Below are 21393 nucleotides of genomic sequence, written 5' to 3' on the forward strand. Positions count from 1 at the left end.
TGGCACGCCGAAGGAACGATTGTCCGGCTCTTTCTCCCCCGTTACGGTGCAGGCTAAAACCGGGGAAGACAATGAGCGCAACCAAGCGGCTGGAGACGATCAGAAGCCTTCTGGCGGACGCACATCGGGCGCTTGGCCTGACGTTCGGATTCGAATTATGGGACGGTTCGACGGTGCCGTCGGACTTGCCCTCGTATGCCATGCGCCTCGTGATCGGCCATGAGAACGTGGTGGCCGCCCTGGTGCGCCGCCCGACCCTCGACACCCTCGTCAATGCTCATGTGGCGGGCCTTCTCGATCTGAAGAACGGCACGATCTTCGATCTGGCGGACCAGCGCCCCCAGGGCAAGCTGGGACGCCGGCTGAAGGGGATCAGCAAGATCAAGGCCCTTACGGCCGCCTATCGGTTCTGGCGCGCTCCGGCCGACATGCCCCGCCCTCTCGACGGCGTGAAGGAACAACCCAGCGCCCGCGACGGCCGCCCGGAAACGAACAAGGGCAACATCGCCTATCATTACGACGTGTCCAACGACTTCTACCGGCTCTTTCTCGATCCGGAGATGGTTTACACCTGCGCCTACTTCCAGCCGGACTGGCACGACGACCTTGCGAAAGCCCAGATCGACAAGCTCGACATGATCTGTCGCAAGCTGCGCCTGAAACCCGGCGAGCGCCTGCTCGATATCGGCTGCGGCTGGGGCGCCCTGATCTGCCATGCGGCGCAGCATTACGGCGTCAAGGCGACGGGCGTCACCCTGGCGGAAGAGCAGGCCGCTCTCGCACGGGAGAAGATCGCACGGCTCGGCCTCCAGGACCGCGTGGAGGTGATCCTCAAGGACTTCACCCAGATGGAAGGCGAGTTCGACAAGATCTCGTCGATCGGGATGTTCGAGCACGTGGGGATCGCCAACCATCCTGCCTATTATCGGACCGTGCACCGGCTGCTGAAGCCGCGCGGGCTCTATCTGCATCACTGCATCGCCCGCCGGGCCAAGCGCTCCGACCGCGCCTTCGGGCGCCTGAAGCCGGAAGCCAAGGCGATCATGCGTTACATCTTTCCCGGTGCCGAGCTCGATCATCTCGGCATGTCGGTCGCGAACCTCGAACGCTTCGGGTTCGAGGTCCACGACGTCGAGGCCTGGCGGGAGCACTACCAACGGACGACCCGCCTCTGGTGGGAAAACCTCAATGCCCGCCGGGCGGAAGCGGAAGCGGAAGTGGGCCCGGAGAAGACCCGCACCTGGCTGCTCTACTTAGCCGGCGTTTCCCTCGGATTCGGACGCGGCGTGATCGGCATCAACCAGACACTCGCCTCGAAACGGACCCGAGGACCGGCGGGCCTGCCGCCGACACGGGCCGATCTCTACGTGTCCTGAGGCATAAGCCAGCCGGTATAGCGAACGAGAGGGCCCACCAGAGGGAGCGTGATTGCCACGTCGAATCGATACCGGTCTTGCGAATCAACGGATGTCAGCGCGGACGCTTTAGGTGCAAAACTCAACGGCAGGCTCAAAAATCCCATGTGCCAGCCGGTAACGGTCAGCCCGAATCCATCGGGACAAGGCTCGATAGCGAGTTCGAAACGGAATGGGCCAAATCGTTCATAAAGGCAGCGCGGCTGCCCCTCTGACCAGAGCTTGCTGTGAAAGATGGTCTGCCCGAAGCGGCGGGTCCAGATTTCGAAGGAGCCTTTGGGCTTGAGACAAACTTCGGCAGGGAGATCGGAGCTCGTCCGAGGAAATCCGAACGCTCGTGCAAGGATACGCGCGATGGGATTGCGGGCTGCTTCAACCGAGGCTCGGCCTATCAGGCGGATCGGCTGGGATCCGTGGATCCGACGGATCAAGGCGGGCAGATGTTTCGTATCCGATCCGAGAGTCCTCCCCAGAAGAGAGGGCGCACAAGGCCAGCTTTCTGCCCGCAGCGTTCGAATTCGGAAACGTCGAAATTCCCTTTCGATCATGTCCAGGGTCACAAGGTCGCTCGCAATTCTTGCGCCCTCCTGCGTGACGGGCGTCTCAAGCCAGTGACGTATCAGGGCGAGGGCCGGCAGGACCGGAACATGAGGACCGTCGCCGGCCTCTGCGACCAAAGACCATTGCGCGGACACCGCTTGTCCGTCACGGTTCAGTCCCTGCGCGGCAACGAGCATGCCGCCCCGATCAGTGCCGAAACGCTCGAGCCATGAAGCAACCCGTTGCAGGAAAGGTGCGAGCGGACGAAGGGAGCGGATAAGCCCCCAGCGCACGGGCAGAGACAGGAACCAAAGTCCAAGGTGAAGGATGGGCAGTTCCAATCCAGCCCTGAATGTCACGGAACGCGCGAGGGGATAGCGAGTCGGGAGCAGGTCGAGATCCGGCGTCTCGCAGAGAGAAAGCCATCGGCGGCCGAGCCCCGGCATCTCTCGTCTAACGAGATCGCCCCAGCCCGGTTTTCGCGTCCAGCAAGCGTCTTTCCAAAGCCTGACGGGCTGACCCACATAGGCCAGGATCGCCTCGATCACGGACCGCCCCCGTGGAGCACGATTCCCGGGTGAAATGGCAATCTCGATGTCGTCGACCTGCGCCCATCCAGCCACCATGGCGGCCAGCGCCGCGCCGGACAAGGCTGGCGTCGAGCTCGCTCCCGTTACGGCAAGAACGCCGGACTTTCGGGCCAGTTCGTCCAATGCTGCAAAGGAAGCCACGAAATCGCGCGCGTCGGCGAGATCGAGGTAGCGGCATCCTGCAGCAATGGCTGCGCGAGCCAGACGGGGCTCGCCGCCCTGGAAAGGTCCCGCCGCATCGACGACGCAGAACGGCACAAGGCGGCGCAAAGTCTCGTCGGCGGCTTCCCGATCGACAATCGCCACCGAAACGCGCCTCATCCCGTATCGGCTTTGCCACTCCCGCACCAGCGGGTCGTTTGCGTCGACGGTGCGCCCGCCGACGATAACCTCAACGTCGGTTGTTGCGAGCAGACCCTCCACAAGCCTGCGTCCGAAGACACCTTTTCCGCCGACCACCAGAATTCGCGAGATCACGACATGGAACTCTCAGTCGGCTCGTCCATGATACGTCCGGCCAGAGCTGGCGACGGAAGAAGACAACGCTCGTCTTTTCCAAACAATGCATAGCGATTGCGTGCGACGCGATCGTAAAGCCAGTTCCGCACCGGTCGTGGGATGGCGCCGAGACATCTCGTCCATCCATAACCCTTGAGATGATGCAAGACTGCCAATGCGGCATCAGCCTTGAAATAGGCATTGCCGCCGACGATGACGACGTTGGTCTCCGGCTCGTCCGAATCGATCCCGAGCGCTGTCGCGAGCGCACGTCCCGAGGCGGATTGAATCCGCATGAAGCGGAAACGCGGTGATGTCTCATGCTCAAGGATGAAACGAACCCATGACGAGCACAGAATGCAGACGCCATCGAAAAGAATCAGGGAATCCGGCAACCCGGAGACGGGCCGAGGTGCCCAAGAGCCTGATCCCGCGCGCATACGAAGTTTCATTTCCAGTACTCTAGCGCAGGCTGAAGCACCGGCCAATGGCCAAGTCTACCGCTCGACGATGACCCTCGTTCCAACCGAGACGTGCTCGTAGAGATCGACGATATCCTCGTTGAGCATGCGGATGCAGCCATAGGAGGCGTAGGTCCCGATGGAGGACGGGCGGTTGGTGCCGTGAATGGCGTATTCGTCCCTGTCGAGGGTCAGGGCACGGGCGCCCATGGGGTTGCTGGGCGAACCGCCCGGAATGACTTGGGGCAGGCGAGGATTGTCGCGCTTCACCTCGTCCGGTGGCGACCAGGCGGGCTTGACGTATTTCCCGTCGATCCACGCCTCGCCGAACCATTGCTTGCCGGGCTTGCCGACCGCCACCCGGTAGCGCAGCGCCGTGCCGTCGCCGCGCACGTAGTAGAGCTGACGCTCGCCGGTCCGGATCAGGATGGTGCCGGGCGACACCGACCCGGGAAACGGCACGACGTCACGGGCGCTGGCGGTCGACCCGATACCCAGCGCTCCCACCATGGCGGCCACGATGGCCATGCTCCTTCCCATATCCCGATCCTCCCGCCGCAAGCTGCGCAGGAGTGAGACGCGGAAAGAACCGTGGCGGTTCCAGAATCGGAGCCGCGGCGCCCGTCAGATCACCGGGTCCCAGGCGAGCATGCGATCCCCGGCTCCATGCTGCGCCGGTCGGGGCGTGCGGTTCGTCATGCGGGCGTAGAGCTGCTTGACGACGCGGCTGGCCGTGGTCACGCACAGGAAGGGCAGAAAGGCGTGAACGAGGGCCGCCAGACCCGCTCCGAGAAGCGGCCAGGCGAAGCTGAGAGCAACGCCCATATGCTCGAAATAGGTTTCGCCGACCGAGTCGGGGTGCTCGGTGAACAGAGTCTTCAAGGACATGGATCGCCTCCTTCAACGGCCCCTATCGTAATGGCATGCATCCGCCGGCTCAAGCTTTCGAGGATTGCCGCTAAAGGACTACTCAGGCCCGCTTCACGCCGGCGACGAGGATTCCGCCGGCAAGGAAGAACAGGATCAGCACGGCGGGCCCCGCCGCCTGGGTCTGGAAGAGGCCCGTTGCGATCGCGACCATCAGAGGGGCCAGGAAGGACGTGACCTTCCCGGACAGCGCCAGCAGGCCGAAATAGCGGCCGGCTTCATGGGCCGGGACCAGACGGGCCAGAAGGCTGCGGGAGGATGCCTGAAGCGGGCCCGCGACGGCGCCGATCATCAGGCCGAGCGCCAGGAAGGCCTTTTCAGGGGCGCTGCCGTAAAGACCGTCATCGGGCTGCGCCGGGGCCGTCGCGATCACGAACAGCACGTGATCGGGACCGAGCGACAGCACACCGAGGCAGACGAGGCACAGAACCGCGATGGCGCCCAGGATCACCGGCTTTGCTCCGAACCGGTCGTCCAGGCGGCCGCCGATCAGCGCCCCCAGCGTCCCGGTGACGGTCAGCATGATGCCGAAGATGCCGAGCTCCGTCGCCTGCCAGCCGAACACGCCCGCTCCATAGATTCCCCCAAAGGCGAAAAGGGCTACGAGCGCGTCCTGGTACACCATGTTGGCAAGGAGAAAACGCCCGACGCTCTCGTGCCGTCGCGCATCGGCGATGGTGGTGCGGACCTGGGCGAGCCCCTTGGCGACCGCATCCTTCACGCTGAGGGACGAGCGGGCGATGTCGGGAGTGAAGAAGAAGAGCGGGAGGATGAACACCAGAAACCATAAGGCCGAGAACGGCCCCGTGATGCGGTCCCCCTCACGGGTCGCAGGATCCAGCCCGAACAGCGGCGCGGCGCCGATGATGGTTCTGCCCGTTTCCCCATTGGCCGCGAGGAAACCCAGCACGATGAGGAGGGAAACGAGCCCGCCCAGATAGCCGATGGCCCAACCGGTGCCCGACAGGCGCCCGAAACGCTCCGGCGGGACCAGATGGGGAATCATGGCATTGTTGAAGACGGCGGCCACCTCCACGGCGACCGTTCCGATCCCGAAGCCGACAAGGGCGATGGGGATCGCGTAGGATGCGCCCGGAACGGCGAACCAGAGAGCGAAAGACGACGCGAACAACACGCCGCCGCAGGCCGCGATCCAGGGTTTCTTCGGTCCCGTGGCATCGGCGATGGATCCGAGCACCGGCGACAACACCGCCAAGATGAGGCCCGCGCACGCGGTCGCGTAGCCCCAGAGGCTTTGTCCCGTGACGGGATCCGGCGCCAGAGCGGCGGCGAAAAAGGGTGCGAAGACGAACGTGGTGACGAGGGTGAAGAAGGGCTGGCACGCCCAATCGAACAGGAGCCAGCCGATGATGGCGGGTCGGGAAGCGAATCCGCCGGGCCTTTCGGCCTTGCTGGCCACGGGTGGCGGGCTCGCCGGCGGAAGGGATTCCAGGACATCGTGATGATCGGTCATGGAATCTCCTTAGAGCCTCTTGCCCCCGCCGCGCGAGGGCTTTCGCGCCAAGATCGGCCCTAGGCTCGCGCCAGATCGCCCAGAAGGCTTGCCGCCACGGTGACCTTCGACAGGGTCAGGCCCGACAGGACGATACTATCCACCGCATTGCGGATCCGCGTGACGTCGGCGCCCCGCTTCTCGCTCCAGACCTGAACCGCCTCCGGTCCCGAGATATCCTGCGCCGCCACCTCGGCCGTGAGATTGCGATGGGCCGACGCGATGCTGTCGACGGCCCGGTCCAGGGCCAGGCGATCGAAGTAATCGCTGACGCCGATCTCGCGCGCGGCGCCGATGAGCGAACCCAGACGAAACACGCCTTCGAGAGCAAAATGGGTCTTGGCGATATCCGTGACGGATTTCCCGGTCTTCTGAGCGGTCAGCACGATATCGGGCGCCGCAACCAGATCCGGCAGAGCCCCGAGGCGGCGCGCCAGATCCTCCGGGGTTCCCTGCTCCACGAGCGCCTGCGTGCGGGCATCCCACACATCCAGCGCTTCCTGGGAGAGGGTTTCGCGAAGGCCGCGCTCGATCTCGGCAATGCCGTCCGCATAGGTCCCGATCACGGCATCGAGGGAGGTGCTCGTGAAATCCACATTGCGGATGAACCACACGATCCGGCTCATGAGCAGGTCCTGCAATTCACCGTAAAGCCGCAGCTGCAGCGCGCCGGGAACCACCCCATCGAGAGCATCGATGGCCGCGTTGAGTTCGGTGAGGCCGAACGAGTCCCGCGTTGCCGCGTAGGCGGCCGCAATGGTCGGGGCGTCGGCGCCGGTCTGATCGACCAGGCGGGCGACCATGGTCGGACCGCCGCGGTTGATGATGGCGTTGGCGAGCTGCGTGGCAATGATTTCGCGGCGCAGGCGATGGGTTTCGATCGCATCGGGGAAACGCTCGCGCATCTCCACGGGGAAGTAGCGCTCGAGCTCCTTCCCCAGATACGGATCGTCCGGCACCGTGCTTTCGAGAAGCTCGTCGTGAAGCGAGAGTTTCGCATAGGCGAGAAGCACCGCGATCTCGGGCCGCGTGAGCCCTTCCCCGCGCCGTGCACGCTCCGTCAGCGTATTGTCGTCGGGAAGATACTCGACGTTGCGGTCGAGGCGGCCTTGCGCTTCGAGCATGTGCATGAGACGGCGCGCAAAACCCATGTCGCCGGCGCTGCGGCGCTCCGAAAGGGACAACGCCAGGGTCTGCAGGTAATTGTTGCGCAGCACCAGCTTGGCGACCTCGTCCGTCATATCGACGAGCAGCTCGTTGCGCGCCTCCGCGCTCAGGCGTCCGTCGCGCTCCGGAACGGTGAGCGCGATCTTGATGTTCACCTCCACGTCGGACGTGTTGACGCCCGCGGAATTGTCGATCGCATCCGTGTTGAGGCGAACGCCCGAGCGGGCCGCCTCGATGCGCCCGCGCTGGGTCATGCCGAGATTGGCGCCCTCCCCGATCACCTGCGCTCTGACTTCCGGGCCGGTGATGCGGATCGCGTCGTTGGCGCGGTCGCCCACCTGCTCGTCCGTTTCGGTCGAAGCGCGGATATAGGTGCCGATGCCGCCGAACCAGAGCAAGCCGACCGGAGCCCTCAGGATGGCGCTCATCACCTCGCTCGGGGCCGCCTGCGCCTTGTCGATGCCCAAAACGGCGCGGATCTCCTCCGACAGCGGAATCGACTTCGCGCTGCGCGGGAACACGCCGCCGCCCTTGGAGATCAGGCTCTTGTCGTAATCCTGCCAGCTCGACCGGGGCAGATTGAACAGGCGCTCGCGCTCCTTGAAGGAAACCTCCGGATCCGGGTCCGGATCGAGGAAGATGTCCCGGTGATCGAAGGCGGCAACCAGCTTGAGAGCCCGCGACAACAGCATCCCGTTGCCGAACACGTCACCCGACATGTCGCCGACGCCAGCCACCGTGACCGGCTGGGACTGGATGTCCACGTCCATCTCGCGGAAGTGGCGCTTGACCGCTTCCCAGGCGCCGCGCGCCGTAATGCCCATCTTCTTGTGGTCGTAGCCCTGGCTGCCGCCGGACGCGAAGGCATCGCCGAGCCAGTGATGCTTCTCGGCCGAAAGCTCGTTGGCCGTATCCGAGAAGGTCGCGGTGCCCTTGTCGGCGGCCACCACGAGATAGGGATCGTTCCCGTCATGCCGCACGGTCTCGGCCGGTGGGACCACGTGGTCGCCTTCGATGTTGTCGGTCAGCTGAAGCAGGGTGCGCACGAAGATGCGGTAGCTTTCCGTGCCTTCGGCGATCCAGGCCTGCCGGTCGCTCGCCGGCGGCAATTGCTTCGGCACGAAGCCGCCCTTCGCGCCGACCGGAACGATGACCGCATTCTTGACCTGCTGCGCCTTGACGAGGCCGAGGACTTCCGTCCGGAAATCCTGGGGCCGGTCCGACCAGCGAAGTCCGCCGCGCGCCACCTTGCCGAAGCGCAGATGCACGCCCTCGACCCGTGGCGAGTAAACGAAGATCTCGTAAAGCGGCTTGGGCAGGGGCAAGCCCTCGACCTTCGCGCACTCGAACTTGAGCGCGATGGTCTGCCGCGGAAGTCCGTTGCCTTCGAGCTGGAAGAAGTTGGTCCGAACCGCCGCCTCGACGAGATTGATGAAGCGACGCAGGATCCGGTCGTCGTCCAGGCTCGTGACGTTCTTGAGCAGCTCCTCGATTTCGGCGCGGAGATTCGTCTCGGCCGCGGCGCGTTCTTCCACACCCTCGATGCGCGGATCGAAGCGGGCATAGAACAGCTCGACCAGCTTCACGGCGATGGCGCTATGGCGCGCCAGGGTTTCGGCGAGATAATCCTGCGCATAGGGAATGCGGATCTGGCGCAGATACCGGCCGAGGGCCCGCACCATGGCGACATCGCGCCAGCCGAGCCCGGCCTCGAGCACGAGGCGGTTGAAAGCGTCGGATTCCGCAAGTCCGCGGAACAGGGCCAGCAGCGCCGCCTCGATGAGATCCTGGATCTCGTCGATGGCAATGGGGCCGCCGGACGCGCGCTCCAGGGTCATGTCATGGAGCCAGACGCGGTCCATGCCGCTGACGCCCGAGGCGATGACCCGGTAGGTCCTCTCGTTCACGACCCGGAAGCCGAGATTTTCGAGGAGCGGCACGCGTTCCGAGAGCGGCAGCGCGGTTGCCCGCGAAAAGACCTTGAGATGGACCCGGGTCTCCTCGTCACCCTCGCGGCGATAAAGATCGACCGCGCGCGGGCGTGCTTCCGAGAGCTGTTCCAGGATCGCGATGTCGGCAATGGCCTGTTCGGCCCCGAACGCCTCGCGGTACGCGGCGCTGAACGCATGGGCATAGCGTCCCGCAAGCCCGCGTGCCCGCGCGCCGCCGATCGTGTCGTCGAGCTGGTCGCGCAGCGCGTCGCTCCAGGTCCGCACGATCCCGGCAATGCCGGATTCGAGGATTTCACGGGAGACCTTCGGCGTCTCGCCCTCGTCACGGCCGATGATGTAGTGGGTGCGGGCGAGCGGACCTTCCGGATAGGCCGGATAGGAGGCGGACAGGCGCCCTTCGTAAACGCCGGCCAGGAACTCGCCGATGCGACGCCGGATATCCGTGTCGTAACGGTCCTTGGGAACATAGACCAGGACGGACACGAAGCGGTCGAACTGGTCGGGTCTCGCGAGGGCGCGAATGCGCGGCCGCTCGGACAGGCTCATGATGTCGAGGGCGAAGCGGTAGAGCGTGTCCTCGTCGATCTGGAAGAGCTCGTCGCGCGGATAGTTTTCCAAGACGTTCAGGAGCGAACGGCCCGAATAGCTCGACGGATCGAAACCGGCGCGCGCCGCGATCTTCGCCACCTTGTGGCGCAGATACGGCACTTCCCCTGTCGTGTTCGTGTAGGCGCTCGCGGTGAAGAGGCCGACGATCCGCAACTCGCCCTGCAGGCGCCCTGCTCCGTCGAAGAGCTTCACGCCGATGTAATCGAGATGCGCCCGGCGGTGGACGCGCGACTTGACGTTCGCCTTGGTGATGATGAGGGCCTTCGGCAGCGCCAGAAAGTCACGGATCTCGGGCGTCATGACCACGAGCTCCCGCCCCCGGCGCAACACCTTCACGGTCGGATCGCGCAGGAGACCGAGGCCGGATCCTTCAACGGGATCCGCCGCCGTATCGCCGGACGGCAGGCGGTACTCGCGTAGTCCCAGGAACGTGAAATTGTCTTGTGCGATCCAGTCCAGAAAAGCGACGGCTTCCTTCAGCTCGTCCTCGGGCAGCGGCGGCGGATGGAGCCGGTAGTTCTGAACGATCTCCGTCACCCGGGCACGCATGCCCGGCCAATCGTGAACCGCCAGGGCGACGTCCTTGAAGACCCGCCGCATGGCCTCGACCAGCCGCTCGCGCTCCTCCGCGCTGTCGATCCGGGGCAGGTGGATATGGATGAAGCTTTCCCGCTTCACGCCGAGTTGCGCCTGGGACGTCGCCTCGCCGAGAAGGCGAACGAGGGCTCCGTTCGCATCGCGCTCCACGGCCAGGATCGGATGGGCGACCAGGAGGGGCTCGTAGCCCTCGTCCACGAGGTCTGCCAAAGCCGAATCGAGCAGGAACGGCATGTTGTCGTTGACGATCTCGAGAATCGTCACGTCGCGGCGGCGTCCCTCGCGCTCGACCTCCAGGTCGATCAGCCGGACATCCGCCCCGGTTTCCGGACGAGGATCCTTGAGGTGCTCATAGGCCTCCACGGCCAGCTCGGCGAGCGCCTGGGGCGAATAGGACGCAAGGTCTTCCGGCGGCACCCGACCGAACAGCACATGCAGGAAAGTGGGGGGCACGTCCCTGTGCCCGGTCTCGAGCACGGCGACGGCTTGAGCCGTCAGGTCGCCTCCGCTGGTGGATGGATCCAGCTTCATGCGCGCATCCTCGCTTATGATCGTTGCGGCAGCGTTGCCACAGTCGCGCAGGGCGCGCAACTAAAGCCTGCCCTTCTGCACACGCAACCCGGCTCTTGCCGGCACAAACGACCGTTTAGGCTGCCTCGGCCGCCGGCAACGACCGATTCAGATTCGCATCGCCCCAGGCTTTCATCGCCATCAGAATCGGCTCAAGGCTGCGGCCGAGCTCCGAGAGATTGTACTCCACCCGGGGCGGGACCTGCGCATAGACCGTGCGGGTGATGAGACCGTCCGCCTCGAGCTCCCGCAACTGGTTCGTCAGCATCCTCTGCGTCACGCCCGGAAGCAGGCGCCGGATCTCGTTGAACCGCAGCGTTCCCTTCAGCAGCTTGTAAAGGATCACGATCTTCCATTTGCCGTCGATCAGGTTGAGCGTGGCTTCGACCGAACAGGGCATGCACGGAGCGTCCTTATGGGCGGGATCGGCCATCACGGTATCCTTTTCGACACTATGTGCACGGAATGTGCGTTCTTGCGCCAATGATGCGTATGGCACACCTTGGCTTATGCAAGCCAGGAGATCAACCATGCGTGCCGTTGCCTATCGTGAACCCCTTCCCATCGACGCCGAATCCTCCCTGATCGACCTCGACCTCCCGAAGCCGCAGGCGCAGGGCCGCGACCTCCTGGTGGAGATCAAGGCGGTATCGGTCAATCCCGTCGACATGAAGGTCCGCTCCAAGGTCGCGCCGGAGCCCGGCACGGCGCGGGTTCTCGGCTTCGACGCGGCGGGCATCGTGCGCGAAGTCGGATCGCACGTGAGCCACTTCAAGCCGGGGGACGAGGTGTTCTATGCCGGATCGATCGCCCGCCCCGGCACCAATTCCGAGTTCCATGTGGTGGATGAGAGACTGGTCGGCCATAAGCCGAAGACCGTCGGCTTTGCCCAGGCGGCCGCCCTTCCCCTCACCTCGCTGACGGCGTGGGAAACCCTCTTCGACCGGATCGACATCACGAAGCCCGTACCGGGCTCAGCCCCCGCCCTTCTGATCATCGGTGCTGCGGGCGGGGTCGGGTCCATCGCCATCCAGCTCGCGCGGCGGCTGACGGACGTGACCGTGATCGCCACCGCCTCACGGCCGGAAACCCAGGCCTGGGCCAAGGAGCTGGGGGCCCATCACGTGATCGATCACGCGCGCCCGCTTCCCGAGCAGATTCGCGACCTTGGGACGGGGGCCCCGGCTTTTGTGTTCGCGATTACCCAGACTGATCGTCATTTCCCGGCGATCGCCGACCTGATCGCCCCCCAGGGCCGGCTCGGCCTCATCGACGATCCGGAGCGGATCGACGTGACCCTGCTCAAGCGCAAGAGCGTGTCGCTGCACTGGGAATCCATGTTCACCCGTTCGGTGTTCCAGACGGCCGACATGGACCGCCAGCACACGATCCTCAACGAGGTGGCGCGGCTGGTGGACGCAGGCACGATCCGCACGACTCTCGCCGAGACCTTCGGGCCGATCAATGCGGCCAATCTCAAGCGCGCCCATGCGTTCATCGAAAGCGGCAAGGCGCGGGGCAAGATCGTTCTGGAAGGGTTCTGAGATCACGGCAGCAGGACGGCGCCGTCCCGCAAAAGAAAGCCGCCCTGAGCAGGCGGCTTTTTGCTCTCGATGTAAATGAGGCCCGGTCCACCGACTTCCCCGGGGGCTGGGGGGCTGACGTGTCCAGGGCGGCCGACGGACCGGGCCATCGAGGCAACAGCCTAGTTATCGTCCCCTACTAGGGCTGAGGCGCGGCACGAATGCGGCAAAAATAAGATTAGGTTGACGAAGCCGTGAGAGAAGCGGTCGCACCGGGGTTGCGCCTGCCGCCGGACGGACCCATCATCTGGCTAACGAACATCGTTTACCGGAGGATGTATGAGCGAGGGTGATTTCGCAGAGCCGCTTCGGGGCGGCCTGGCCTCTCCTTCGGGCCATGTACTGCCCTTTCCTGCCGCTTCCAAGAAAGTCTCGTTCGATCGCCGCGAATTACAGACCATTCTCAATCTCTACGGCCGCAAGGTCGCCGAGGGGGAGTGGCGCGACTATGCGATCGACTTTCTGAGCGACAAGGCCGTGTTTTCGGTCTTCCGCCGCACGTCCGAAATGCCTCTGTACCGGATCGAGAAGGCGCCGAAGCTGGCCCGCAAGCAGGGAGCCTATTCGGTGATCGTCTCCTCCGGCCTGATCCTGAAACGCGGGCATGAGCTTGCCGCGGTCCTGCGTGTTCTCGACAAGCCCCTCAAAATCGTCTCGTAGCGGCCCCCGCCGCGATCCCATCGCGCTAGAGTTCGTCGTCCCTCGGCAGGGCCAGGAGCCAGAGGCTCGACGCGATGACGCCGGCCACCGCGAAGCCGAGCACGGGCCTGATCCCGATCCGATCCGCCGCCAGTCCCGCGACCAGAGCCGCCACGAGCCCGAGTCCGCCTGTCAGGAGATGGAAGGTTCCACCCTCCCGTCCGCGCAAGGCATCCGGCGTGACTTTCTGGCGCAGAGCCGTGACGGTGGTGAAGAACACGACCGACAAACCGTCGCCGAGCAACTGCGGAATGCAGAGCAGCAGGACGGCCAGCCAGACAGGTCCCTGCGCCAGGGGAATGAAAGCAAGCACGAGGCCGTAGCCGAGAAGCGTCCCGATCAGAAGGCGGCGCAGGGGAATTCGCCTGGCCGCCGCCGATGCCATGTGTGCGCCCACGAGGGCGCTCATTCCCCCGAGGGCGACGACAAGGCCGAGAAGCCCCGGCGGCAGGCCGAGTTCCTGCACCGCATAAAGCACGTAGAGCGGAGCAAAGAACGACAGGAAGAACATCAGCGTCGCGAGGCATAAGGTGACGGGCCGAAGCACCGGATGGGCGAAAACGAAGCGCAGCCCCTCGGATGTCTCGCGCCAGAGATCAGGGGGCCTGTCTCCCGTCACGAGCGGTGGCTCCTTCCGGCGGATCGAGCCCAGAAGCGCAGCCGACCAAAGATAGGACACGGCATCGAAGAGCACGGCGATGGGAGCGGTCAGGAGCTGAATGAAGACACCCGCCATCGCAGGCCCGGCGATTTCCGCCACCGCGTCGGTGGTCGCGAGCTTCGCGTTCCCCTCAAGCAGATGTTCCTGATCGACCACTGTGGGCAGGTAGGCGTTGTCCGCCGTCTGGAAGAGCATCGAGAACAGGGCCACGACGGTCGCCACGGCGATGACCTGTCCGATCGTAACAGCGCCGAACCAGGCCGCCAGGGGCAGGGTTGCGAGGGCGACGGCGCGCACCAGATCCGCGAGGATGAGCACCCGCCGGCGGCGTGTCCGGTCGATCCAGGCTCCGGCGAAGGGACTGAGCAGAACGCCGGGCAGCATGCTCAAGGCGACCAGCAGGCCAAGGTCGAGTGCCGTCGCATGAAGAAGCAGGGCGGCGATCATCGGAAGCCCCTCCCGGGAAAACCGGGTGCCCACCGCGGAGAGGCTTTGGGCCGCCCACAGCTTCATGAAGTCGGGATTGTGGCGCAGTGGGCCGCCAAAGGCTCTCAGAAGACGGATCATGACGGCACTTAAGGAAGCGGGCGCGTCGGCGGCTCCGCCATGCCGGGGCCGAGCCTCCTCTGCATGAGCACGGTCGAGAGCCATCGCCCATGCTTGTATCCGATGCCCTTGAAGATGCCGGCCGGCTCGAAGCCGAGACTTGCATGGAGCCGGATCGACCCGTGCGACTCCTCATCCCCGATCACCGCCACCATGAGCCGGAAATCACGGGTCTCGCTCTCCGCGATCAAAGCCGACAGAAGCCGCCGACCGACGCCGATCCCCTGTGCGGCGGGCGCCACGTAGATCGAGTCTTCAACGGTGGAGCGATAGGCCGGCCGGGGACGGTAGGGGCCCGCATAGGCATAGCCGAGAATGTCTCCGTCCCGTTCGGCCACGAGATACGGATAATCATCCCCGACCAGCGCGGCACGCCGCCGCGTCATCTCCCGCTCGTCCGGCGGCGTCAGCTCGAAGGAGGCCGTGCCGTGCGTCACCGCATGAGCATAGATGGCCGTGATGGCCGGAAGATCCAGGGACAGGGAGGGACGGACCAGAATGCTCATCCATGCTGCGTATGACATTCGCGGCTCGTGGGGAACCGACTCGGCGCGGGAATCACGCTCATTTTCGGAGCATTTCGCCTCCCAAGGCGGCAAAAGCCTGCTCGAGATCGGCAATCAGATCGGACGGATCCTCGAGGCCGATGTTGAAGCGCACGAGGCGCCCGCCATAGGACCGGACCTGGCGCACCGCGTCGAAGTACGGGACCGCCAGGCTCGTGACGCCGCCCCAGCTGTAGCCGATCTTGAAGAGCCGGAGCCGGTCGATAAGGCCGATCAGGCTGTCCTTCGAAAGATGAGAAGCGAAAACAACCGAGAAGACGCTGGCCGATCCGGTGAAATCCCGCGCCCAGTTCTCATGGCCCGGACAGGACGGAAGCGCGGGATGCAGCACGGTCTGGATGTGCCGCTGCTCGCCGAGCCAGCGTGCGACGGCCAGGGTCCCGCGCTCGAGCTGGTCCAGCCGGACACCCAGGGTCTGAAGGCCCCGGAGAGCAAGGCTGCCATCGTCGGGGGAGACGGCCATCCCAAGGAGTTGATGGATCTTGCCGAGGGCCGTGTAGTGGCTTTCCTCCCGCACGCTGACCGAGCCCAGCAGCAGGTCGCTGTGCCCACCCACGTATTTCGTCAAAGCCTGCATCGATACGTCGACGCCATGAGCGAAGGCGTCAAACAGAATGCCCGCCGCATAGGTGTTGTCGAGCGCCACGACGATGCCGTGGCGACGCGCGACGGCCGCGATGGCCGGAACATCCTGCACCTCCATGGTGACGGATCCCGGACTTTCGCACCAGATGAGCCGCGTGTTCGGCCGCAGCAGCGCTTCGACGTCCTGGCCGATCAGGGGATCATAATAAGTGACATCGATTCCGAGCGAGGCGAGAAGCCCGTCCGCGAGGGCGCGGTTGGGCCCATAGATGCTGTCCGGCACCAGGACGTGATCGCCGCTCCGGGCGAACGCGAGATAGATCAGCGCGATGGCGGCCTGCCCGCCGGGTGTCAGCAGGGTATGACGGGCCCGCTCAAGTTCTCCGATGCGCGCGGCAAGCTCAAGAGTGGTCGGTGTCCCGTAGAGCCCATAGCTGTAGGCCAGTTCTTCCTGGCGCCATGTGTCCTGCACATCCGCAGCCGACCGGAACAGGGTCGTCGAGCCCCGATAGGTCGGGCTGACAAGCGAGTGAAAGCCCTCGGGCGCGGCGACCCCCGGGTGGATGAGCGTTGTTCTCCAGCTTGTCATGAAATCTCCCGCACGCGATGAAGGCGAGAAACGGACATAGATCCGAGGAGACGGAAGACGAGCCTAGTGCTGGCCTGCCCCGTGTCCTAGCATGCGGTCGAACGGGATGGGCGCGGGTGGAACAGACGGTTTCCGGCACGATCAGATCATCGAAGTCGTTCGTCGTGTGGAGCGCGATCCTCGCTTCCAGCATGGTGTTCGCCGACGGCGCGATCGTCACCGTCGCGATTCCGCGGATGCGCGAGAGCCTGCACGCGTCGCTGGCCGAGATGCAGTGGGTGACGAACGCCTATGCGCTGACCCTCTCGGCCTTTCTCCTGCTGGGCGGTGCGGCCGGGGATACGTACGGGCTGAAACGCATTTTCATGATCGGCATCGCGGTCTTCGGCGCTGCTTCGCTGGCGTGCGGCCTGTCGGGAACCGTCGAGATCCTGATCGTCGCGAGAGCAGTCCAGGGGATCGGCGGCGCGCTCCTCGTTCCGGGATCCCTTGCGTTGATCAGCGCTCATTTCTCGCAGGGCGAGCGCGGCCGGGCCATCGGCACCTGGGCGGCCGCTTCCGGCATCGCGGCTGCGCTGGGGCCGATCCTGGGAGGATGGCTCATCGATATCGGCCCCTGGCAGGCGATTTTCTGGATCAACCTGCCCCTGGCGGCGCTGGCGTTCTGGCTCTGCGCGACACGCGTTCCGGAGAGCCTTTCGGGGATCGATGCGCCCATGGATGTCGTGGGCTCGGTTCTGGCGGTGGCGGGCCTGGGTTGCCTGGCCTACGGCCTGACGGCGCTCGGCGAGGCGGGAGCCGACCGCGGCATCGCCGTCGCGAGCAGTCTCGCAGGGTTGGGCCTGCTGGCCGCTTTCATCATCCACGAATCCCGCGCCGCCGCCCCGATGATGCCCCTTGATCTGTTCCACGTGCGCGCCTTCGCGGGAGTGAACGTCCTGACCTTGCTGCTGTACTTCGCCATGAGCGGCGCCCTGTTCTTCTTGCCGACCGTCCTGATCGAGGCTCATGGCTATTCGGCCGCGAAGGCCGGATCGGTGTTTCTGCCGTTCACGATCGTCATGGCGGTTCTGTCCCGGCTTGGCGGCATGCTGGCCGACCGCTTCGGCGTCAGGATGCTTTTGACTGCGGGACCGGCAGTCACCGGCCTGAGCTTCGGACTCCTGGCGCCGGCGATGGCGAGTGGAGATTACTGGCTCGCCATCGTGCCGGTGATGATCCTGATGGGAACCGGCATGGGGATCACGGTGGCTCCCCTCTCGACCACGGTGATGAACGCCGTACCGGACGACCGCGTCGGCGTTGCCTCCGGCATCAACAATGCCGTCTCGCGCGTGGCCGGCCTGCTGGCGGTCGCGGGCCTGGGTGTCGTGGCGACCCTCGGCTTCCGGCAGAGCGCCGCCTCCGCCGGGCCTGCGGCGGCAGACCTCTTTGCCCAGGCGACCTTCGGAGCGCCGCCTTCCGGGCTCGATGACGTGGCCCCCGGTCTTTATGCCGAGGCCATGATCGGCGGCTTCAGGGCCGTGACGCTGATTTGTGCCGGCGCGGCCGTCCTGAGCGCCTGGTTCGGCTACCGGGCCACGGCGGCGAGCGGCCCACGGCGGACCCGATAAAGAAAAGCCCCGGCCTTTACGGGCCGGGGCTCCAAAGAACAGTTGTTCCGGGTGCTTAGTTGTTGCGGTTGCCCAGCAGCGCCAGCAGGAACTGGAACATGTTGATGAAGTCCAGGTAGAGCTGCAGCGCGCCGAACACCGAAACCTTCGCAGCCGCCTCGCTGTCGTAGTTGCCGTAGAGATACATCTCCTTCAGCTTCTGCGTATCGTAGGCGGTGAGGCCTGCGAAGATCAGGACGCCGATGAGGGAAATGCCGAACTGCAGCGCGCTCGATGCGAGAAACAGGTTCACCAGCGATGCGAGGAGCAGTCCGACCAGGCCCATGATCAGGAACGATCCCATGCCGGACAGGCTGCGGTTCGTGGTGTAGCCCCACAGGGACAGCGCGCCGAAGGCGGCCGCCGTGATGAAGAACACCTGCACGACGCTCGCCCCGGTGTACACGATGAGCAGCGTCGAGAGCGAAGCGCCCATCACCGCCGCGAAGGCGAAGAAGGTGCCGCGCGCGGCAGCTGCCGACATCCGGTCCATGCGGAACGAGAACAGGAAGATGAATGCCAGAGGCGCCAGCGCCACAACCCACTTGAGCGGCGAGCCGTACAGCACGCGGCCGAACTCGGTCACATAGACGCTGCCCATCCGGGCGGCAGCCATGGACGGGTCGCTCGTGGTGGCGAGCATGTTGATCCCAAGCGCGACCAGGGCCGAGATGGCAAGGCCCAGAATCATGTTGTTGTAGACGCCGAGCATGAAGGCGCGCAGGCCTTGGTCGACCTGTGCGGCCGTCCGGGCAAAGCCGGTGCCAGAGGCGTATTGGTTTTGCTCATACGGTTGCATCGGAGCCCTTTCTCACGGTGTCCCGTTGATGTTCCCTCGAAAGGCTGGGAAGTCAGCCCTCGGTCGCCGCATTCTCCGGCGACAGCCAGAATATGAGAGGTTGCCCCCGCTTCTGCAAGGGGCAACGTCAAGCTTCAACGCTTCGTGATGAAGAACAGTGAAGTTTAGCCGTCCAGGCTACACCCATGAGGCCCGTAAGCGTACTTTTATACCGGCACGGGACGTTAAAGATCTCTCAAGTATAGTGCAGGCTTTTGACTCAGGATCCGCCATGTCCCGAGCAGCCCTAGACATACACTCACCAAAACAGCCAGGAGAGATGCGAGAATCGCCCCTGAAAGATCGGGAACAAAGCTTAAATTCATCACGCGGGTGGTGATGAGGTAGGCCGCCAGGCTTCCGGCCAGCAACCCGAAAATTGCCGTCGCGGCGCCCAGAAATCCGTATTCCAGCGCATAGGCGAGGACGAGGCGTCCCCGGGTCGCCCCGAGGGTCTTTAGGACTACTGCATCGTAGAGCCTCGCCCGGTGCCCGGCCGCGAGGGCTCCGGCGAGAACCAGAAGGCTGGCGATGAGCGCGATGGAGCTTGCGCCCCGGATCGCCATCACGAGCTGCGACACCACATCGTCGACGGCCTCGAGCGCATCCTTCACCCGGATGCTGGTCACCATCGGATAGGTCAGCGCGGCGCTGCGGAGCAGGCGTGCATCGGTGGCCGCATCCGAGCCGTCGGGAAAGGTGACAGTCGCCAGATGCGTATGGGGCGCCCCCGCGAAGGTGTTGGGGGAAAACACCATGACGAAATTGATGCCGAGCGAACGCCATTCCACCTGCCGGAGGTTGGCGATGGTAGCGGTCAGGTTGCGCCCGAGGACATTGACCGTCACCTCGTCGCCGAGCTTGAGTCCGAGCCCCTCGGCGATCTTCGCATCGAAGGACACGAGAGGCTTGCCCCGATAGTCCTCCGGCCACCAGGATCCGGCCACCAGCTGCGACCCTTCGGGAGGCGTTCGGGCGTAGGTGATGCCCCGGTCGCCGTCGAGGACCCAGGAAACGTCTTCGCTGGCCTTGATCTCCGAAACCGGCACCCCGCGCAGGGTCACGAGCCGGCCGCGCATCATCGGCACCCGTTCCATGGAGGCATCCGGCGCCTGCTGCTTGAGGAAGCTCTCGAAGGCATCCGCCTGGGCGTTTGGAATGTCGAGGAAGAAGAAGCTCGGGGCATGTTCCGGCAAGGTCTGCCGGAGCTGGCGCGTGAGGTTCGAGTCGATGAGCGCAAGGGTCACCAGGAGGGTGATTCCGAGACCGAGGGACAGAACCAGGGACGGCGTCAGGGCGCCGGGGCGATGAATATTGGCAAGCGCCAGGCGCGGCGCGGTGCGATGCGGACGCGGCAAGCGGCGGGCAAGCGCCATGATCCCGAGAGCCACGAAGCGCAACAGGACGAAGGAAGCCGTGGCCGCCGCGATGAACATGAAGGCGATGCGCCGGTCGTAGGCTGCAATGACCGAAAGGCCCACGAGAGCCGCGAGAGCAATGCCGAGCGCCAGGATATAGCGGCGGCGGGGCCAGCGCCGCTCCGGCTCGATCTGGTCCCGGAACAGGCCCGAGACGGGAATGTCGTGCGCCCGACCGAGCGGCAGGAGCGCAAACACGAGCGCCGTGAGAATTCCATAGAGCAGGGCGATGCCGAGCTCGGTTCCCGCAAGGGTCGGCTGGATCGGGATCGGCAGGAGGTGGCCGAAAAGACCCGTGACCAGGAACGGCAGTGCGCCGCCGACCACGAGCCCGATCAGGATGCCGATCGCTGCGATCAGCAGCACCTGGGTAAGATAAAGAACAACCACCTGGCCGCCGGGGGCGCCAAGACTTTTCAGGGTGGCGATGGAGGCCCGCTTGCGGTCGATGAAGCCGCGGACCGCATTCGCCACACCGACCCCGCCGACCAGCAAGGCCGTGAGACCGACCAGGGTCAGGAACTGGGTGAAGCGCTCGATGTTGCGGGCAAAGCGCGGATCGGCGTTCACCCGGTCGCGAATGTCCCAGCCCGCCTCCGGCAGGACGCGCTTCGCATCCTCCGCGATGGCCGCCAAGCCCAGGTCGGTGGACTGGGCGGGAGGCACGATGACCCGATAGGTCCAGCGGACCAGGCTGCCGGGCTGGACGAGACCCGTGGCTTTCAGGGCGTCCTGCGACACCAGGAGCCTCGGCCCGAAACCGATGCCGTTGGCGATCTTGTCCGGTTCGGACACGAGGCTCGCGCGCAGATCGATGGCGGCCTCACCCACCTTGATGCGATCGCCGACCTTCAGGTCGAGGCGGGCCAGCAGGGCGGAATCCACCGCCGCCCCATAGGCGCCGTCGCGAAGGGCGAAGAGATCGGTCGTCGGCACGGGCGGATCGGTTTCGAGGCTGCCGACGGTGGGATAGGCCCCGTCCACGGCCTTCAGCTCCACCAGAGCCGAGCCCTTGTCGCCCGCGATGGCCATGGCCCGCATGGTGGCGACGGATGCGACGGAGCCCTTCGACATGAGGTAGGCCCGCTCCCGGTCGCTCGCTTCCCGCTGCAGAAGCGAGAAGGCCATGTCGCCACCGAGAATCCGGCGCCCCTCGCGGGAAATGCCCTCGGTCAGGGAGCGGGACAGGGACGACACGCCGGCGATGGCCGCAACGCCGAGCGCGATGCAGGCGAGAAAGATCCCGAAGCCGCGCAGGCCGGCCCGCAACTCGCGCAGGGCCAAGCGAAGGATCAAGGGCGGAAAGGCCGCGCCGCGAGGCTTCTTTCCGGGAGTGGACAGGGTGCCGTGCATGTGA

Annotated in this window: 16 protein-coding genes; 4 read left to right on the plus strand and 12 right to left on the minus strand. The window is 65.2% G+C overall.

Annotated features, from left to right (window positions below; genetic code table 11):
* Positions 1 to 71: 71 nt before the first annotated feature.
* Positions 72 to 1376, plus strand: a complete 1305-nt coding sequence (locus LJD17_RS00700; protein ID WP_227381911.1) for a class I SAM-dependent methyltransferase — start codon at positions 72 to 74, stop codon at positions 1374 to 1376.
* Here LJD17_RS00700 and LJD17_RS00705 read toward each other — a convergent pair.
* The 7 genes from LJD17_RS00705 to LJD17_RS00735 form a co-directional block, all read right to left on the minus strand.
* Positions 1364 to 3022: a DUF4166 domain-containing protein gene (locus tag LJD17_RS00705; RefSeq protein WP_227381913.1), complete on the minus strand. Its 1659-nt coding sequence runs from the start codon at positions 3020 to 3022 to the stop codon at positions 1364 to 1366. The genes LJD17_RS00700 and LJD17_RS00705 overlap by 13 nt on opposite strands.
* Entirely contained in the window at positions 3019 to 3495 is a 477-nt protein-coding gene (locus tag LJD17_RS00710) for a thiol-disulfide oxidoreductase DCC family protein (protein ID WP_227381915.1), read from the minus strand. The genes LJD17_RS00705 and LJD17_RS00710 overlap by 4 nt, the downstream gene beginning before the upstream one ends.
* A gap of 45 nt (positions 3496 to 3540) precedes the next feature.
* Positions 3541 to 4032, minus strand: a complete 492-nt coding sequence (locus tag LJD17_RS00715) for a L,D-transpeptidase (RefSeq protein ID WP_406600741.1) — start codon at positions 4030 to 4032, stop codon at positions 3541 to 3543.
* A 96-nt stretch (positions 4033 to 4128) separates the two neighbouring features.
* A complete protein-coding gene (locus LJD17_RS00720) occupies positions 4129 to 4392 on the minus strand; it encodes a DUF6356 family protein (RefSeq protein ID WP_227381919.1) in 264 nt (87 codons plus the stop codon).
* Positions 4393 to 4474: 82 nt separating this feature from the next.
* Positions 4475 to 5905 carry an MFS transporter gene (locus tag LJD17_RS00725; RefSeq protein WP_227381921.1) on the minus strand — a complete coding sequence of 477 codons (1431 nt, stop codon included), beginning with the start codon at positions 5903 to 5905 and terminating at the stop codon, positions 4475 to 4477.
* A 59-nt stretch (positions 5906 to 5964) separates the two neighbouring features.
* On the minus strand, positions 5965 to 10800 hold the full coding sequence (locus LJD17_RS00730) for an NAD-glutamate dehydrogenase (protein WP_227381923.1): 4836 nt from the start codon (positions 10798 to 10800) through the stop codon (positions 5965 to 5967).
* A 115-nt stretch (positions 10801 to 10915) separates the two neighbouring features.
* Entirely contained in the window at positions 10916 to 11272 is a 357-nt protein-coding gene (locus LJD17_RS00735; protein ID WP_227381925.1) for a winged helix-turn-helix transcriptional regulator, read from the minus strand.
* A gap of 97 nt (positions 11273 to 11369) precedes the next feature.
* Between LJD17_RS00735 and LJD17_RS00740 the strand changes: the two genes are divergently transcribed.
* The gene (locus tag LJD17_RS00740) at positions 11370 to 12383 is read left to right on the plus strand and encodes a zinc-binding alcohol dehydrogenase family protein (protein WP_227381927.1); all 1014 of its coding nucleotides are present in this window, start codon (positions 11370 to 11372) and stop codon (positions 12381 to 12383) included.
* A 318-nt stretch (positions 12384 to 12701) separates the two neighbouring features.
* Entirely contained in the window at positions 12702 to 13082 is a 381-nt protein-coding gene (locus LJD17_RS00745) for a DUF2794 domain-containing protein (RefSeq protein WP_227381929.1), read from the plus strand.
* Between the two features lie 25 nt (positions 13083 to 13107).
* On the opposite strand, the gene LJD17_RS00750 is transcribed toward LJD17_RS00745, so the two are convergent.
* From LJD17_RS00750 to LJD17_RS00760, 3 genes are read right to left on the minus strand one after another with little or no spacing between them, the layout of a single operon-like run.
* On the minus strand, positions 13108 to 14349 hold the full coding sequence (locus LJD17_RS00750) for an MFS transporter (protein ID WP_227381931.1): 1242 nt from the start codon (positions 14347 to 14349) through the stop codon (positions 13108 to 13110).
* 8 nt (positions 14350 to 14357) lie between these two features.
* The gene (locus tag LJD17_RS00755; RefSeq protein WP_406600742.1) at positions 14358 to 14912 is read right to left on the minus strand and encodes a GNAT family N-acetyltransferase; all 555 of its coding nucleotides are present in this window, start codon (positions 14910 to 14912) and stop codon (positions 14358 to 14360) included.
* 40 nt (positions 14913 to 14952) lie between these two features.
* Complete coding sequence (locus tag LJD17_RS00760) at positions 14953 to 16128, minus strand: cystathionine beta-lyase (RefSeq protein WP_227381933.1); 1176 nt, start codon at positions 16126 to 16128, stop codon at positions 14953 to 14955.
* A 116-nt stretch (positions 16129 to 16244) separates the two neighbouring features.
* Between LJD17_RS00760 and LJD17_RS00765 the strand changes: the two genes are divergently transcribed.
* Positions 16245 to 17741, plus strand: coding sequence for an MFS transporter (locus tag LJD17_RS00765; protein WP_227381935.1), 1497 nt, complete (start codon positions 16245 to 16247; stop codon positions 17739 to 17741).
* Positions 17742 to 17796: 55 nt separating this feature from the next.
* On the opposite strand, the gene LJD17_RS00770 is transcribed toward LJD17_RS00765, so the two are convergent.
* Positions 17797 to 18579 (minus strand): Bax inhibitor-1/YccA family protein, encoded by a 783-nt coding sequence (locus LJD17_RS00770; protein ID WP_227381937.1) that lies wholly within the window; start codon positions 18577 to 18579, stop codon positions 17797 to 17799.
* Between the two features lie 224 nt (positions 18580 to 18803).
* Positions 18804 to 21389, minus strand: coding sequence for an ABC transporter permease (locus tag LJD17_RS00775; protein WP_227381940.1), 2586 nt, complete (start codon positions 21387 to 21389; stop codon positions 18804 to 18806).
* Positions 21390 to 21393 lie beyond the last annotated feature (4 nt).

Source organism: Microvirga rosea, from assembly GCF_020595095.1.
Taxonomy (GTDB): Bacteria; Pseudomonadota; Alphaproteobacteria; order Rhizobiales; family Beijerinckiaceae; genus Microvirga; species Microvirga rosea.

What these genes read in the sequence shown, in the direction of transcription:
- LJD17_RS00700 (WP_227381911.1), top strand. Translation starts at nt 72, where the DNA reads ATGAGCGCAACCAAGCGGCTGGAGACGATCAGAAGCCTTCTGGCGGAC.
- LJD17_RS00710 (WP_227381915.1), bottom strand. Translation starts at nt 3,495, where the DNA reads ATGAAACTTCGTATGCGCGCGGGATCAGGCTCTTGGGCACCTCGGCCC.
- LJD17_RS00715 (WP_406600741.1), bottom strand. Translation starts at nt 4,032, where the DNA reads ATGGCCATCGTGGCCGCCATGGTGGGAGCGCTGGGTATCGGGTCGACC.
- LJD17_RS00720 (WP_227381919.1), bottom strand. Translation starts at nt 4,392, where the DNA reads ATGTCCTTGAAGACTCTGTTCACCGAGCACCCCGACTCGGTCGGCGAA.
- LJD17_RS00725 (WP_227381921.1), bottom strand. Translation starts at nt 5,905, where the DNA reads ATGACCGATCATCACGATGTCCTGGAATCCCTTCCGCCGGCGAGCCCG.
- LJD17_RS00730 (WP_227381923.1), bottom strand. Translation starts at nt 10,800, where the DNA reads ATGAAGCTGGATCCATCCACCAGCGGAGGCGACCTGACGGCTCAAGCC.
- LJD17_RS00735 (WP_227381925.1), bottom strand. Translation starts at nt 11,272, where the DNA reads ATGGCCGATCCCGCCCATAAGGACGCTCCGTGCATGCCCTGTTCGGTC.
- LJD17_RS00740 (WP_227381927.1), top strand. Translation starts at nt 11,370, where the DNA reads ATGCGTGCCGTTGCCTATCGTGAACCCCTTCCCATCGACGCCGAATCC.
- LJD17_RS00745 (WP_227381929.1), top strand. Translation starts at nt 12,702, where the DNA reads ATGAGCGAGGGTGATTTCGCAGAGCCGCTTCGGGGCGGCCTGGCCTCT.
- LJD17_RS00750 (WP_227381931.1), bottom strand. Translation starts at nt 14,349, where the DNA reads ATGATCCGTCTTCTGAGAGCCTTTGGCGGCCCACTGCGCCACAATCCC.
- LJD17_RS00755 (WP_406600742.1), bottom strand. Translation starts at nt 14,912, where the DNA reads ATGTCATACGCAGCATGGATGAGCATTCTGGTCCGTCCCTCCCTGTCC.
- LJD17_RS00760 (WP_227381933.1), bottom strand. Translation starts at nt 16,128, where the DNA reads ATGACAAGCTGGAGAACAACGCTCATCCACCCGGGGGTCGCCGCGCCC.
- LJD17_RS00770 (WP_227381937.1), bottom strand. Translation starts at nt 18,579, where the DNA reads ATGCAACCGTATGAGCAAAACCAATACGCCTCTGGCACCGGCTTTGCC.
- LJD17_RS00775 (WP_227381940.1), bottom strand. Translation starts at nt 21,389, where the DNA reads ATGCACGGCACCCTGTCCACTCCCGGAAAGAAGCCTCGCGGCGCGGCC.